Origin of the sequence: Microbacterium mangrovi (genome assembly GCF_000802305.1) — a bacterium.
GTDB lineage: Bacteria > Actinomycetota > Actinomycetes > Actinomycetales > Microbacteriaceae > Microbacterium > Microbacterium mangrovi.
Genome location: NZ_JTDK01000027.1, coordinates 1 through 14115 on the forward strand (window position 1 = coordinate 1; position 14115 = coordinate 14115).

A 14115-nucleotide genomic window follows, 5' to 3' on the forward strand; every position below is an offset into this window, starting at 1 on the left:
CCGACGGGCACGGCACCACCCCCGAACACCGCGACACCCTCGGCGCCATCCAAGCCACCGTGCACCTCACCATCCCCGCCTCCACCCTCGCCGGCACCACCATCGGCGGCGCCACCGTGGAAGGGGCCGGACTCGTGGATGACGACACCGCCCGCACCCTGGCCGGCGGATCGGACGACTGGTACCGAGTGTTCACCGACCCGACCACCGGGGTCCCGGTCACCGTCGACAAACGCCGCCCCTGCACCGCGATGAAACGCCTCCTGCAAGCCAGAGATGAGACCTGCCGGTTCCCCGGCTGCCGCCGCCCCGCCCAAAAATGCGACATCGACCACACCACCGCACACGCTGAGGGCGGCCCCACCGCCCTGTGCAACCTCGCCTGCCTGTGCGAACGCCACCACACGGTGAAGCACCACACCGACTGGCATGTCGAGCAGCTCCCGGGCGGCATCCTGCAGTTCACATCCCCGACCCGCCGCGGGTACCGCACCCGACCCCCGGCCGCCGTCCGGTTCATACCAGACCGACCACCCGGCGCCCCGGCGCCCGAACCGCACTCGCCCCACCGAGAACACAGGCAGCACGCCCCCTTCTGACGCACCCACCGGTGGCCGGTCTGCTCGAGCCGCCGCACCCGACCGCAGCCCCAATGTCGGAGGTCGGTGGGAGCATAGGGGCATGGCTGTGCTCGCGTCGAGTCCGCGGATGGTGGGGCGCGAGCGCGAGTTCGCGGCCCTGGTCGATGCGTTCGTCGAGGGGCAGTCCGGCAGGCCTCGCACCGTGCTCGTGCGGGGCGAGGCCGGCATCGGCAAGACGCGCCTGGTCGGCGAGTTCCTGAACGAGATCGAGAGGCGCCCGGTAGGGATGCCCGTGGTCGTCGCGGTCGGGCAATGCGTCGATCTCGGGCCGATCGGCGCGCCGTTCGGCCCGATCCGTCGCGTGCTGCGCGACCTGCACGACGCCGTCGGGTCCGCCGCGCTGCGCGAGGCGGCCGGCTCACCGGCGGTGCGGGCGACGTTGGCCGCGTTCGTTCCCGGCCTCGACGACGACGCGGCATCCGCCCCCGACGACGCCACGTTCGAGTTCGCCGAGGCGATCGAGACCGTACTGGAGAGACTCTCCGTGCAGCACCACGTCGTGGTCGTCGTCGAAGACCTGCAATGGGCCGATGCGGCCACGCTGGCCCTGCTGAAGACGCTCGCCACGACGCTGCGTGGGCGCCATCTGACGGTCGTCGCGACCTATCGTTCCGACGACATCGACCGATTCCATCCGCTGCGGCCGCTGCTGGCCGAGCTCGACCGCGTCCGGGCGATCGTGCGCGTCGACGTGCTGCCGCTGAGCGCCGACGAGGTCACCGAGCAGGTGCGGATGCTGACCGGCGACGCGGCCGGGCGCGGGGACGCCCGCGCGCTGGCGGATCGCAGCGGCGGCGTGCCGTTCCTGGTCGAGGAGCTCGTCGACATCGGCGACATGCATCTTCCCCAGACCTTGCGCGACCTGGTGCTCGCGCGGTACGAACGCCTCGGCGACGACGCCCGGGCGCTGATCCGCACGATGGCCGCCGGCGGCGTGCACGTCGATCACGCCCTGATCGCCGCCGTGGCCGGCCTCCCCGACGACGACCTCGACCGGGCCCTGCGCGAGGCGATCGACGATCGGGTGATCTCGGCCGACGGCGACGGCTACTCGTTCCGGCACGCCTTGACGCGCGAGGCCGTCGAGGGCGAGATGCTGCCGAGCGAGCAGGTCCGCGTGCATCGCCGCTATGCGGAGGTGCTCACCGCCGACGCGTCGGACGGGCCGGATGCCGTGTCGGCGGCCGCCGAGCACTGGCTGGCCGCCCATGACCTCCCCCGCGCGTTCGACGCCACGGTGCGCGCGCTCGAGGCATCCCGGGCGACCTTCGCTCCGGCGGCATCCGTCAAGCTCGTGGAACGGCTGACCGAGCTGTGGCCGCAGGTTCCGGATGCCGAGGCCCGGGCCGGCACGACACCGGCCGATCTGCACCTGCAGGCGGCGACCGCGTGGCACGACCTCGGGGATGCCGAGCGCTCGCTGCGCGCCGCGAACGAGGGCCTGAGCTGCCCCATCGACGACCCGGTGCTGCGCGCCGGGCTGCTGCGGCAGCGCTACGTCGAGGAGTTCAACACCGGACGCCGCCCCGACCGCACCGGCTTGCACGAGGCGCGCGAGCTGCTGGAGGGTCTCGACGACCCGCGCGCGAAGACCCTGCTCTCACGCACGCTGTCGAACATCGCGGCCGGTCATCACGACGCCAGCGCGCAGCAGCACCTGCGCCGCGCCGTGGCGTTGGCCGAGGAGTCCGGCAGCACCTCGGCGCTCGCGATCGCCCTCGCGAACGAGGCATGGCGGCTGTCAGAGGTCGAAGACGACGAGGTGGCCGCACTCGAGCCGCTCGAACGCGCCCGAGCCCTGGACCTGAATCCGTCGGCCTGGGCGTACGTCGGGTCGGCCCTGACCGACATGCTGGGGCGCCTCGGCAGGTATGAGGATGCCGCTGCGGTCGGCTGCGCACACTTCGAAGACGCCGTCGGCGCAGGACTCGACCGCGGGCTCACCGGCGATCTCGCCCTCGAGACCGCGCACGCGCTGTTCAGCCTCGGTCGCGTGCCCGAGGCGCTCGAGTTCGCCCAGCGGGCGCGGCGTCTGCTCGAACGGGGCTCGCGCATCCAGGCCGTGCGGCTGCTGTCGACGCACTACGCATGGAACGACGAACCCGAGCAGCGCGATGCGCTGCGCACGGTCGAGCGGGCCACTCTGGACGAGGCTCGCCGGCGCAATCCGACACGCATCGACTGGTGGGTGCCGGCGTCCGTCGACGCGGTCGTCGCAGCGGCCGCAGGACTCCCGGTCAGAGCCGACGACGACTGGGTGCCGCGGTTCGCCGCGGTCGACGCGGTTCTGCAGCGCGTCGGCATGGCACCCCAGACCGGCCGCTACGCCGCCATCGCCGGTGCGCTGATGCTGCGTGCGGTCGCGTCGACGCATCCGGTCGTCGCCCAGGCCGAGGCCGCGCAGCTGCGGGCGACGATCGAGGATGCCGTCCGCCGCTGGCCCGACCGCGGCACCGCGCCGCTGCTGCGTCGCTTCATCGAGGCGACCTTCGCCGACGCGGACCGCGCCGCACCGCGCGACCGGGTTCAGTCGTGGCGGGCCGTGCTCGACGGGCCGGATGCCGCGACCCTGCCGGTGCGTCACCGGCATCTGGCCGAGCTCTCTCTCGCCGCGGCGAGTCTGGCCGCCGGAGACCGCGAGGGCGCGGTGGGCGTGCTCGCCGCCGTGTCCGAGGCCGCCGGTGAGCACGGCGTGCGGCGGATCGGGGCATCCGCATCGGAGCTCGCCGCGCGGGCGGGCCTGACCACAGCGGCGGATGCCCCGCTCCCGGTGCTGGAGACGCTCACCCCGCGCGAACGCCAGGTGCTGGCACTCGTCGCCGAAGGTCTCACGAACGCGCAGATCGGCGAGCGCCTGTTCATCAGCCCGAAGACCGCGTCGGTGCACGTCTCCGCGATCCTGGCGAAGGTCGGCGCCGGCAACCGGGCACAGGCCGCCGCCCTGTTCTCGGCCCTGTCCGACGCCTGACGGGAGAAGGTGTCTCACTCGAGCCACCATTGGTCATACCGGTTATACTCATGTCATGAAGACAGCGATCTCAGTGCCTGACGCAGACTTCGAGCGGTTTGAACGGGTCGCGTCCCGCAACGGAATGAGCCGGTCGGAGTTCTATCGCCGCGCGGGAGCGCGGTACGCAGATGAGCTCGAGGGAACGAGTGCACTGACAGCTGTTGCCGAAGCTGCGCTGGAGCGCGCGGGACAGCCCGCGGGCGACGGGCTCCTGCTCGCTGAGGCTCAGCGTGTGATCCTCTCGGGTTCCGACTGGTGATCGCTCGCGGCGATGTGGTCTGGGTGGACTTCGGGGATCCGCGCGGATCCGAACCCGCGAAACTCCGGCCCACAGTCGTCCTGCAAGACGACTGGCTGCTCGCGACATCGATAAACACCGTGCTGGTGGTGCCGCTGACGTCGAACCTCGCGCAGGAGGGCCTTCCCGGGAACGTGTTCGTCCCGGCAGCGGCATCAGGACTGGACAGGGACTCGGTTGCTCTGGTCACTCAATTGGGACCGGTCAGCCGGGAGTACATACAGCCCTTCCCCGTCGGGCATCTTCCGGCGTACGTTCTCAATGAACTCAACCTCGGCATCCGCCTCGTGGCCGGCATGTGAGCACGCAGCCGCATTCACAACCCGAATCCGAGGCCCGAGCTCCGTCAGCAGAGGGAGACGGCGTGGGCACCAGCACCAGGACGATCACGATCGACACGCGGGCCACGCCGGGGGCCGCCTTCGCGCGCCTCATCGACGTGCAGGGGCTGAGCGCCTGGCTGCCGCGGTCATCCACCTTTCGCGGTCCCGGCATCCCGCCGACGGAGCGCCACGACTACGTCGACAGAACACCGATCGGCGACCTGGCCGGACGCATCGTGGCGGCCGTCCCACCCGAGCGCGTCGAGTTCTTCCAGGCGACGGCCGACGGCACCCTGAGTATCGGCATCGTCTACGCCATCGCCCCGGACGGCGACGGTGCGACGGTCACCCGCACCGGGACCATCACCACCGCGGGGCGCCTGCGCTGGTTGCATCCGGTCATCGTCGCGGTGACCCACCGCGAGAACCGTCGCACCATGAAGCACCTGCGCATCGCTCTGGACGCCGATGCCGCGCGTGACGCATGGCGGTTCGTTGCGTCGTATCCGATTTGAGACTTGAGACTCCCAGTCTCTATGGTGGAAGGGCGTACCCACGCCTGGGGAGGTGGGGCACGTCGATCCGCAGACGCCACACCCTGCCGTCGTGTGGAGGACCGTCGCGGTGCCGGCTCTTGGGGGAGACCGGCACCGCGACAACTCCTTTTCAGGCTGTGATGACGACGGGGTCGCCGGTGATAATCGAATGATGCGTTCCAACGCTCCCCGTTCACGCCGGCCCGCGGGCGAGACCCGTGCACTGATGCTGGATGCCGCCGTGAACCGCGTGCAGCACGAGGGCCTGCGCCTCGACTACGCGAACATCGAGCTCGAGGATCTCATCCGGATCGCCGGCGTTCCCCGGTCCACCGTGTTCCGGATCTGGCCCGACCGGATCGCGTTCATCGCAGACCTCGTGCGCACGCTCTTCGAACGGGACCCGGGCTTCGACACCGGTTTCGACGAGCAGACGAGGCAGCTTCTCGACCAGGTCGTGGAGATGGGCGCGCACGCCTCCTCGGACGAAGAACGGCAGGGGATGCTGCGGGACACGCTCCGCGTCGCCGTGGCGCACAACATGCAGACCGTGGAGAACACCGTCGCGTGGCGCGCCTACCGGACGATGTGCGCGGCCCTGGTCAGCGGAGACGTTCCGGGTGGCGCCGGCATCCGCACCCTCCTCGTGGAGATCGAGGCGCGGTACCTGGATCGGATGGCCGAGATCTACGGCGGTCTGAACGCCGCGTTCGGGCTCCGCATGCGCGACGGGGTCACCGAGCGCGACCTCGCGCTCGCGATCATGGCGATGATCGACGGGATGAGCGACCACAGTCGCATCGACCCCGCCGCGGTCGACACGCCCCGCGTGGTCGCCCTCGGGCCCGAGGGCACGCGCGAGTGGCACCTCGCCGGTGTCGCGATCGCCGGCATCTACACCTCTTTCACCGAGTCCGCCGGCTGACGCCCGGGTCATCCGGCGGTACCACCGGCGCCGCCGAGGTCGGCACCGCGGGCGGATGCGGACGGAGGGGCCCGCTCCGTACCGTCGAAGCATGATCGTTGCAGAGCACCTCACGAAGAGGTTCGCAGACAAGACCGCGGTGGATGACGTCTCGTTCACCGTTCAGCCCGGGAAGGTGACCGGGTTCCTCGGCCCGAACGGCGCCGGCAAGTCCACCACCATGCGGATGATCGTCGGCCTCGACCGGCCCACGTCCGGACGCACGACGGTCGCCGGCCAGGACTACCGGGCGCTGCGCGCCCCCATCACCGAGGTCGGGGTGCTCCTCGACGCCAAGGCGGTGCACGGCGGCCGCAGCGCCCTGAACCACCTGCGCGCCATCGCGGCGACGCACGGCATCCCGCGCTCCCGAGTCGACGAGGTCATCGACCTCGCCGGGATCGGCTCGGTCGCCCGCAAACGCGCCGGCAAGTTCTCGCTCGGCATGGGACAGCGACTCGGCATCGCCGCGGCCCTTCTCGGCGACCCGCACACGCTCATCCTGGACGAGCCGGTCAACGGGCTCGACCCCGAGGGCGTGCGGTGGGTCCGTGAGTTCGTGCGCCATGCCGCCGGCGAGGGCCGCACGGTGCTCCTGTCCAGCCACCTCATGAGCGAGATGGCGCAGACCGCCGACCACGTCGTCGTCCTCGGCCGCGGCAAAGTGCTCGCGGACGCGCCCCTGGGCGACCTGGTCCGGGCGTGGACCACCACGACGGTCCGCGTGCAGAGCCCCCGCGCGACCGAGCTGGCGTCACTCGTCGCCGGACCGGACATCCGCGTGACCTCGCCCGCCCCGGGCGTGCTCGACGTCGAGGGCGCGACCGCGGCATCCATCGGCGACACCGCTGCGCACGGCGGCATCCCGCTGCACGAGCTCACCACCACGAGCGGATCCCTCGAAGAGGCGTACCTCGCCCTCACCGAGACCGCCGTCGAGTACAAGACCAAGGAGTTCGCATGACCACCCTCACCCACACCCCCGCTCCCGTGCCCGCGGTGCGCACCCGGTCCCCGTACCGGCTGACGTTCGGCGGCCAGCTGCGCAGCGAGGCGGTCAAGATCGCGACGGTCCGCTCGACCTGGTGGTCGGTGGGCATCACCGTCGCCCTCACGATCGGCATCGCGGTGCTCCTCGCCCTCACCGTCGGCGGACAGATGGACCGGCCGATCATGGTCGCCGTCGCCCCGATCCAGTTCACGATGCTCCTGGCCGGAATTCTCGGCGCCATCACGGTCACCGGCGAGTACTCGACGGGCATGGTCCGCTCGACCCTCACCGCCGACCCGATCCGCGGCAGCGTGCTCACCGCGAAGGCGATCGTCGGCGCCGTGCTCATGTTCGTCACCGCGTTCGTGACCTTCACCGTCGCCGCACTCGCGACCGCACCCATCCTGGCGCGCCACGACACCTCCGTCGACTGGGCGAGCGGTCCGGACACGTGGCTTCCGCTGCTGTCCGCGTCGTTCTCGATGGCCGTCTTCGCGCTGCTCGGCGTCGGGCTCGGCTTCGTGATCCGCAGCGGTGCCGGGGCCATCGCCGCCGTCGTCGGCATCCTCTTCGTGCTCCCCGTGGTCACGTCGATGTTCCCGGCTCAGGGATCGTGGGCGTGGGTGTCGGAGCTCGGCCACTACCTGCCGATGTCCGCTTCGCAGAACCTCATCCTGCCCTCCGACCTGGCGCCTCTCAGCGCGGGCGGCGCTCTGCTCACGCTGACCGCCTGGGCGCTCGTGCCGCTCCTCGCGGGCTGGGCGCTCCTGCGCACGCGTGACGCGTAGGCTCGACCGCATGCCTCGGGGGTCGCACCGCAGCTCCGTGTCCGCCTCGGCGGACGCGGAGCTGCTGCTCCCCCGGCCGCCGGGCGTCATCCGCCAGTTCTGGGCCCGGCATCCGCTCCTCACCGACATCCTCGTCACGCTGATCGGACTGCTCATCGCGGTGGCGACCGCCGTGTCGGACTGGGGCTGGTCAGGTGGCGTCCGCGTCGTCGAGGTCGTCGCGACGGTGATCGCCGTGGCCGCCGCCGGCTCTCTCATGCTGAGGCGGCGCTGGCCGCTCATCCCGTTCATCCTGGCGATCGTGATGCTGATCACTCTGCTGGGCTCACCGTCGGCAGCGGGATCGCCGTTTCTCACGATCCCCATGTACGCAGTCGCGGTGTACGGGTCGAGCCGACTGTGCTGGATCGCGTACGGCGTCGGGACGGGCGCCATCGCTCTCGCCGGCCTGGTGGGGCTCGCGACCACGGCGGTCACGCTGCAGAACGCGATCAACGGGCTGATCTCGGCAGCCGTCGCCGGCCTCATCGGCGCCCTCGTGGGCATCAACGTCGGCAACCGCAAGCGCTACCTGGAGGCCGTCATCGACAGATCCCGCCAGCTCGTCGTCGAGCGGGACCAGCAGGCGCAGCTGGCCGCGGCCGACGAGCGGGCCCGCATCGCGCGGGAGATGCACGACGTCGTCTCGCACTCGCTGACCGTCATCGTCGCCCTCGCCGAGGGCGCGAGCGCCACCCCCGACATCGAGCGGGCGCGCGGCGCGATGGATGCCGCAGCAGGGGCCGCGCGCGAGGCGCTCACCGAGATGCGCACCATGCTGGGCGTGCTGCGCGACGGCGACCAGGATGCGCCGCTGGCGCCGCTCGCCCCGGTGTCCCCGCACGACGTCGTCGCGGCCGCGCAGCGCGCCGGGTATCCGGCGACGCTCGTCGTCACGGGGAGCGCCGACCTGCCCGAGTCGACCCGGTACGCCGTCGGGCGCATCGTCCAGGAGGGCGTCACCAACGCCATGCGGCACGCGCCGTCGGCGACATCCATCCGGGTCCTCCTCCACGAGGACGCGGATGCCACGACCATCACGGTCCGAAACGACGGCGCCGAACCGGCGACCGGCCCCGGCGGGTTCGGCCTGCGCGGGCTCGCCGAGAGGGTCGCGCACATCGGCGGCACCTTTGCGGCCGGCCCCGACGGGCACGGCGGCTGGGAGCTGACCGCGACGCTCCCGATGCCCGAGGCCGACCCGCTCACCGAGATCGAGGAGCCCCAGTGACCCCCGACGACCCCGCGCCGATCCGCGTGCTCATCGCCGACGACCAGGCGCTCATCCGCGTCGGCTTCCGGCTGGTGCTCGAGGCGGAGCCCGATTTCGTCGTCGTCGGCGAGGCGGGCGACGGTCGCGAAGCGGTGGCCGTGGCCTCCGCGCTGCGCCCGGACGTCGTGCTGATGGACGTCCGGATGCCGGTGCTCGACGGGATCGCGGCGACGGCATCCATCGTCCGCGAACTGCCCGAGACGCGCGTGCTCGTGCTCACGACCTTCGATCTCGACGAGTACGCCTTCGGCGCGCTCGAGGCCGGCGCCAGCGGCTTCCTCCTCAAGGACGTGCAGCGCGCCGAGCTCACCGCCGCCATCCGCGCCGTGCACCGCGGCGACACTCCGCTGTCCCCGCGCATCACCCGCCTGCTGGTGAACCGCCTCGCAGCGCAGCCCGCTCCCGCCTCAGTGCCGGACCACACCGGCACGCTGACCGATCGCGAGCGGGACGTGTTCCTCGCGATGGGTCGCGGGCTCACGAACGCGGAGATCGCGCAGCAGCTGTTCCTCAGCGAATCGACGGTGAAGACCCACGTGGGCCGCGTGCTCGCGAAACTCGGCGCCCGAGACCGCATCCACGCCGTGATCCTGGCGCACCGCCTGCACCTGGTGGGCGACCAGGACCCCCTCCCGCCGGCCGAGTGAGGGGTGCTCACGTGCTGGCCGCCCGTTACTCGAAGTCCCCGCCTCCGCCGCCGAAGTCGCTCGGGGCCATGTCGGTGAACCGCGAGAAGTGGCCCTGGAACGCCACCTCGATGGTGGCGGTCGGACCGTTTCGGTGCTTCGCGACGATCAGGTCGGCTTCGCCGGGACGGTTCTCTTTGTCGTAGACGGAGTCGCGGTGCAGCAGCACGACCATGTCGGCATCCTGCTCGATCGAACCCGACTCGCGCAGGTCGCTCACCTGCGGACGCTTGTCGGTGCGCTGCTCGGGACCACGGTTCAGCTGCGACAGCGCGATGACCGGCACACCCAGCTCCTTCGCGAGGAGCTTGAGCGCACGCGAGAACTCCGAGACCTCCTGCTGACGGGATTCGACCTTCTTGCCGGACGACATCAGCTGCAGGTAGTCGATGATCACCATGCGCAGGCCGACCTTCTGCTTCAGCCGCCGGCACTTGGCCCGGATCTCGACGAGGGTCATGTTGGCGCTGTCGTCGATGTACAGGGGCGCGTCGTTGATACGGCCGCGGGTCGAGGCGATCGTGGTCCAGTCGCGCGAGTCGAGCGTGCCCTTGCGCATCGACTGCAGCGGCACCGAGCCCTCGGCACTCATGAGACGCATCGCGATCTCGGACTTGCTCATTTCGAGCGAGAAGATGATCGTCGGCATGTTGTTCGTAATGGCGGCCGACCGCGCGAAGTCGAGGGCGAGCGTCGACTTACCCATGGCTGGCCGCGCCGCGATGATGATCATCTGGCCGGGATGCAGTCCGTTGGTGAGCTGGTCGAACTCGACGAAGCCGGTGGGGATGCCGGTCATCTGACCGTCGCGGCCGCGCGCGGCCTCGATCTCGTTGACCGCGGCATCCACCGCGATCGTGAGCGGCACGTAGTCTTCGGCGGCCTCCGCCCCGGTGACCCCGTAGATCTCGGCCTGGGCGTTGTTGACCAGGTCGACAGCGTCGCCCTGGCCGTTGTAGCCCATCTGCACGATGCGGGTGCCGGCATCCACCAGGCGACGAAGGAGGGCCCGCTCGGACACGATGCCGGCGTAGTAGCCCGCGTTCGCCGCGGTGGGGACGATCGAGGTGAGCGAGTGCAGGTAGTCGACGCCGCCGGCGCGGTCGAGTTCGCCGGTCTTCATCAGCTCGTCGCCGACGCTCACGACGTCGGTCGGCTCGCCGTGCGAGTACAGCGCGAGGATCGCCTCGAAGATCAGCTCGTGCTTGGGGAGGTAGAAGTCGGTGCCGCGCAGCGACTCGATGACGTCCGCGACGGCATCCTTGGACAGGAGCATCCCGCCGAGCGTGCTCTGCTCGGCGACGACGTCGTGCGGAGGTTTGCGCTCGAACTCGCGGGGACCGCCAAGGCGCTCTTCGGAGATGTCAGCGATCGACACGGATGTTCATTCCCTCCCGGCGCGCGCAGAATCGGGACTCCCTCGCTACGGCCGCATCCCACGGTAAGGACGGGCTCCGACATCGGCAAGACGCGACTTCCGCGGCCTGTGGATAACTCTGTGGAGAGCATGCGAGAAACGCCGTGATGCCTGTGCAGAACACCTGTGGAGAACTGCGGGAACTCCGTGAACATCTTCCGATCTCCACACCTCTGATCAGGGATTTCTTCTTTCACAGCCTGTGGATGAAGATGTGGGTTGAAGTAGTTGTTGAAGGTTCGAAGGGGTGTGGATTGATGCACAGAACATCCGCCTGCGCAAGTCCTCTCCCGCCCGGGCGTGGCCGATTGCGAACTCACCGTTGACACGCGCCGAGACGCGGGCGTACCGTGTGTCTTCCAGGCACCCCATAGACCGCACGTCGGCTCTCATCATGTTCGTGATGACCGCGCAGTCGTGTGGCGGCATTCGGCGTGGAGGTGAACATGGACGCGACACAGACGCAGCGGCTCAGCCGCCCCGTCGTCCGCGTGACCGTGCTCGCCGGCCTGGGTGCTCTGGGGGTGTTCCTGTGGATGCTCGCGAGCCTTCTGTTCGGCGGGACCGCCGCACACGCTGAGACCACCGCCTCACCGGGCGGGGGCCTTCTCGGCGGCGTCAGCGGCACGGTGGCGAAAGTCACCGGCGCCGTCACCCAGACCACGACCGGAGCCACCGGCGCGGTGGCCCAGACGACCAAGAGCGTCATCCAGCAGACGTCGGCCGTCGCCGACGTCGCTTCTCGGGCCGTCCAGTCCAGCACGACGACCGTCGCCAAGGTGCCGGTCGTCAGTGCGATCACCACGCCGGTGGTCCACGCCGTGCAGCGCACGGTCGCCACGGCCACCACCAGGGTCGTCCAGCCGGTCGTCGCCCCTGTGGTCCACGCCGTCGAGAACGGCGTCGCCAAGCCGCTCGTGGCACCCGTCGTCCAGCTCGTCACCGCGGTCCCCGTGGTCGGAGACATCGTCAAGACGACCGGGATCGACACCACGCTGACCGGCGTCGCCGGCGCTGTCGACACCACCGTCGGCACCGTCGTGGGCGGCACGGCCGGCGCCGTCACCGGCTCGATTCCGCCGGTGCTCACCGGTCCCGGGGCATCCGGGTCCGGTTCGGACCCGAACGGCGCTCTGCCCGGCACCACGCCCTCCAGCCCGTCGGCGGGCCTTCCCGGCGTCGCGAGCCCCGGTGCCGTGGGCGCCGTCTCGCCGCCCGCGTTGTCGGCCCCGGTGGATGCCGCGTCGGCATCCGCAATCGGCTCCACCATGGCGACCCTCACGCGCTCTTTCGCCGCGGTCGCCCTGGTCAGCGCGCGGGATGTCGCCGCCGCGTGGTTCCCCACTTCTTCCGCCCCCGCCGCTCCCGGCAGCCCCTTCGCGGGCATGTCGGCGCAGTGCGTGCTGGGCGGTGCCTGCTCGTTCGGCCCCTCCGGCGCAGCCACCGGTGCCCTGGGCGCCCTGTCGATCCTGGCGTTCGTCGCCGCATACCGTGCCTGGATGCGCCGCCGAGAGCAGGACGACCGCGTCCCCCACGCACCCGTCTACGCCACCGACACCTCCCCCGACTGACGTCGAATCGGCCGTGCCCCGTGCACGGCAGAAGCTCGCGTGCGCGCGAACACCCTTCATTCCGATTCGTCACGTTCGTCCTGGGGAGGACATCATGAACACCTTTGTCAAGCGCGCCCTGTTCGGCACGCTTCTCGCCGGCGGCATCACGCTGCTCGGCTCGGTGGCCGCGAACGCGGACACGCTTTCAGGACCATCCACCACCGGCCACGACGGGCTGCTCTCGGGCACCCAGGCCATCGTCAAGCTGGATGCCCCGGTCACCATCGCCGGCAACGCACTCTCGGTGCTCGGCGACTCGCACTCCACGAATGCGAAGACCACCACTGGGACGGCATCCACCCCGCACTCCACCACTCCCACCACCAGCGGCTCGCACGGCATCGCGTCGGGCAGCCAGGCCATCGTCTCGGTGCACGTCCCGGTGACCATCGCCGGCAACGCCGTGTCGGTCGTCGGCGACTCGCACTCCAGCGGCGCCAAGACCACGGCACCGGCCGCCTCCACGACCCACACCGGCGCTCCCACCACGAGCGGTTCGCACGGCGTCGCGTCGGGTACGCAGGGCCTCGTGAACATCAGCGTCCCGGTCACTGTCGGCGGCGACGCCGTCTCGGTCATCGGCGACAGCCGCTCCACCGGCGCCCACACCACCGCACCGGCCGGCACCGGCACCGGTACCGCCGGCTCGCCCACCACCTCCGGCAGCCACTCCATCCTCGGCGGCAGCCAGGTGATGGCACCGATCAGCATCCCGGTCACCGTCGGCGGCAACGCCGTCTCGGTCATCGGGGACAGCCGCTCCACGGGCGCCACCACCACCGCACCGGCCGGCACCGGCACGGGGTCGACCGGGCTGCCCGGGCCGATCACGTCGGGGGTCGGATCGATCCTCGGCGGCACCCAGATCGCCCTGCCGATCAGCATCCCGGTCACGATCGGCGGCAACGCCGTCTCGGTGATCGGCGACAGCACCAGCACCGGCAGCACGACCGGCACGACGCCCGGCGGCGGCAACCCCGGCGGCGGCAACCCCGGCGGCGGCAACCCCGGCGGCGGCAACCCCGGCGGCGGCAACCCCGGCGGCGGCAACCCCGGCGGCGGCAACCCCGGCGGCGGCAACCCCGGCGGCGGCAACCCCGGCGGCGGGAACCCCGGCGGCGGCAACCCCGGCGGCGGGAACCCCGGCGGCGGCACCACGCACCCCGTGACCACGACCACGGTCGCAGCACCTGCGGCCGTCACCACGTCCGCGGCATCGGCCGACGCCACGGACCTCGCCGAGACCGGAGGGACGATCCCGTTCGCCGCGCTCTTCGCAGCCATCGCGCTGCTGGGCGCGGGCGGCGTGCTCGTGTCTCGGCGTCGGCGCACCGCGTGAGCGCGGGGTGCGACGGCGCTGCCTGGATCGTCGCACCCTGACCCGCGCAGTGCGCGAGGGCGCCGCGGCTCTCCCCAAACGCCGCGGCGCCCTCAAACCCTCCCGTTGATCGTCGAAGGCTCGGGCTCGCCCCGATCGCCGGCAGTCCGTGCCTGGATGCCGGGGTCGCGGCGCCGCCCGGGCCTTCGGCCCGACCC

At 71.3% G+C, this 14115-nt stretch carries 13 protein-coding genes; 12 read left to right on the forward strand and 1 reads right to left on the reverse strand.

Annotated elements, in window-relative coordinates; translation table 11 throughout:
* The 10 genes from LK09_RS21860 to LK09_RS19765 form a co-directional block, all read left to right on the forward strand.
* Nucleotides 1–599: HNH endonuclease signature motif containing protein (locus LK09_RS21860; protein WP_197061120.1), on the forward strand; the 599-nt coding region annotated here is incomplete at its 5' end.
* Between the two features lie 82 nt (nt 600–681).
* Nucleotides 682–3609 carry a helix-turn-helix transcriptional regulator gene (locus LK09_RS19725; protein WP_039403490.1) on the forward strand — a complete coding sequence of 976 codons (2928 nt, stop codon included), beginning with the start codon at nt 682–684 and terminating at the stop codon, nt 3607–3609.
* Nucleotides 3610–3664: 55 nt separating this feature from the next.
* Entirely contained in the window at nt 3665–3910 is a 246-nt protein-coding gene (locus LK09_RS19730; RefSeq protein WP_039403491.1) for a CopG family transcriptional regulator, read from the forward strand.
* On the forward strand, nt 3907–4251 hold the full coding sequence (locus LK09_RS19735; RefSeq protein WP_039403492.1) for a type II toxin-antitoxin system PemK/MazF family toxin: 345 nt from the start codon (nt 3907–3909) through the stop codon (nt 4249–4251). The genes LK09_RS19730 and LK09_RS19735 overlap by 4 nt, the downstream gene beginning before the upstream one ends.
* Before the next feature lie 62 nt (nt 4252–4313).
* On the forward strand, nt 4314–4787 hold the full coding sequence (locus tag LK09_RS19740) for an SRPBCC family protein (protein WP_039403494.1): 474 nt from the start codon (nt 4314–4316) through the stop codon (nt 4785–4787).
* Nucleotides 4788–4980: 193 nt separating this feature from the next.
* Nucleotides 4981–5733 (forward strand): hypothetical protein, encoded by a 753-nt coding sequence (locus LK09_RS19745; protein WP_231563175.1) that lies wholly within the window; start codon nt 4981–4983, stop codon nt 5731–5733.
* 91 nt (nt 5734–5824) lie between these two features.
* Nucleotides 5825–6736, forward strand: coding sequence for an ABC transporter ATP-binding protein (locus LK09_RS19750; protein WP_039403498.1), 912 nt, complete (start codon nt 5825–5827; stop codon nt 6734–6736).
* Complete coding sequence (locus LK09_RS19755) at nt 6733–7551, forward strand: ABC-2 transporter permease (RefSeq protein WP_039403499.1); 819 nt, start codon at nt 6733–6735, stop codon at nt 7549–7551. The genes LK09_RS19750 and LK09_RS19755 overlap by 4 nt, the downstream gene beginning before the upstream one ends.
* Nucleotides 7552–7561: 10 nt before the next feature.
* On the forward strand, nt 7562–8821 hold the full coding sequence (locus LK09_RS19760) for a sensor histidine kinase (protein ID WP_039403502.1): 1260 nt from the start codon (nt 7562–7564) through the stop codon (nt 8819–8821).
* A complete protein-coding gene (locus LK09_RS19765; protein ID WP_052227048.1) occupies nt 8818–9510 on the forward strand; it encodes a response regulator in 693 nt (230 codons plus the stop codon). The genes LK09_RS19760 and LK09_RS19765 overlap by 4 nt, the downstream gene beginning before the upstream one ends.
* 25 nt (nt 9511–9535) lie before the next feature.
* Here the strand turns inward: LK09_RS19765 and dnaB are convergent, their stop codons facing one another.
* Nucleotides 9536–10927: a replicative DNA helicase gene (dnaB, locus tag LK09_RS19770; protein WP_039403504.1), complete on the reverse strand. Its 1392-nt coding sequence runs from the start codon at nt 10925–10927 to the stop codon at nt 9536–9538.
* Between the two features lie 485 nt (nt 10928–11412).
* Between dnaB and LK09_RS19775 the strand changes: the two genes are divergently transcribed.
* The gene (locus tag LK09_RS19775; protein ID WP_156138930.1) at nt 11413–12537 is read left to right on the forward strand and encodes a hypothetical protein; all 1125 of its coding nucleotides are present in this window, start codon (nt 11413–11415) and stop codon (nt 12535–12537) included.
* Nucleotides 12538–12631: 94 nt separating this feature from the next.
* Entirely contained in the window at nt 12632–13918 is a 1287-nt protein-coding gene (locus LK09_RS19780; RefSeq protein ID WP_039403507.1) for a chaplin family protein, read from the forward strand.
* Nucleotides 13919–14115 lie beyond the last annotated feature (197 nt).

What these genes read in the sequence shown, in the direction of transcription:
- LK09_RS19760 (WP_039403502.1), top strand. Translation starts at nt 7,562, where the DNA reads ATGCCTCGGGGGTCGCACCGCAGCTCCGTGTCCGCCTCGGCGGACGCG.
- LK09_RS19775 (WP_156138930.1), top strand. Translation starts at nt 11,413, where the DNA reads ATGGACGCGACACAGACGCAGCGGCTCAGCCGCCCCGTCGTCCGCGTG.
- LK09_RS19755 (WP_039403499.1), top strand. Translation starts at nt 6,733, where the DNA reads ATGACCACCCTCACCCACACCCCCGCTCCCGTGCCCGCGGTGCGCACC.
- LK09_RS19750 (WP_039403498.1), top strand. Translation starts at nt 5,825, where the DNA reads ATGATCGTTGCAGAGCACCTCACGAAGAGGTTCGCAGACAAGACCGCG.
- LK09_RS19745 (WP_231563175.1), top strand. Translation starts at nt 4,981, where the DNA reads ATGCGTTCCAACGCTCCCCGTTCACGCCGGCCCGCGGGCGAGACCCGT.
- LK09_RS19725 (WP_039403490.1), top strand. Translation starts at nt 682, where the DNA reads ATGGCTGTGCTCGCGTCGAGTCCGCGGATGGTGGGGCGCGAGCGCGAG.
- LK09_RS19730 (WP_039403491.1), top strand. Translation starts at nt 3,665, where the DNA reads ATGAAGACAGCGATCTCAGTGCCTGACGCAGACTTCGAGCGGTTTGAA.
- LK09_RS19780 (WP_039403507.1), top strand. Translation starts at nt 12,632, where the DNA reads ATGAACACCTTTGTCAAGCGCGCCCTGTTCGGCACGCTTCTCGCCGGC.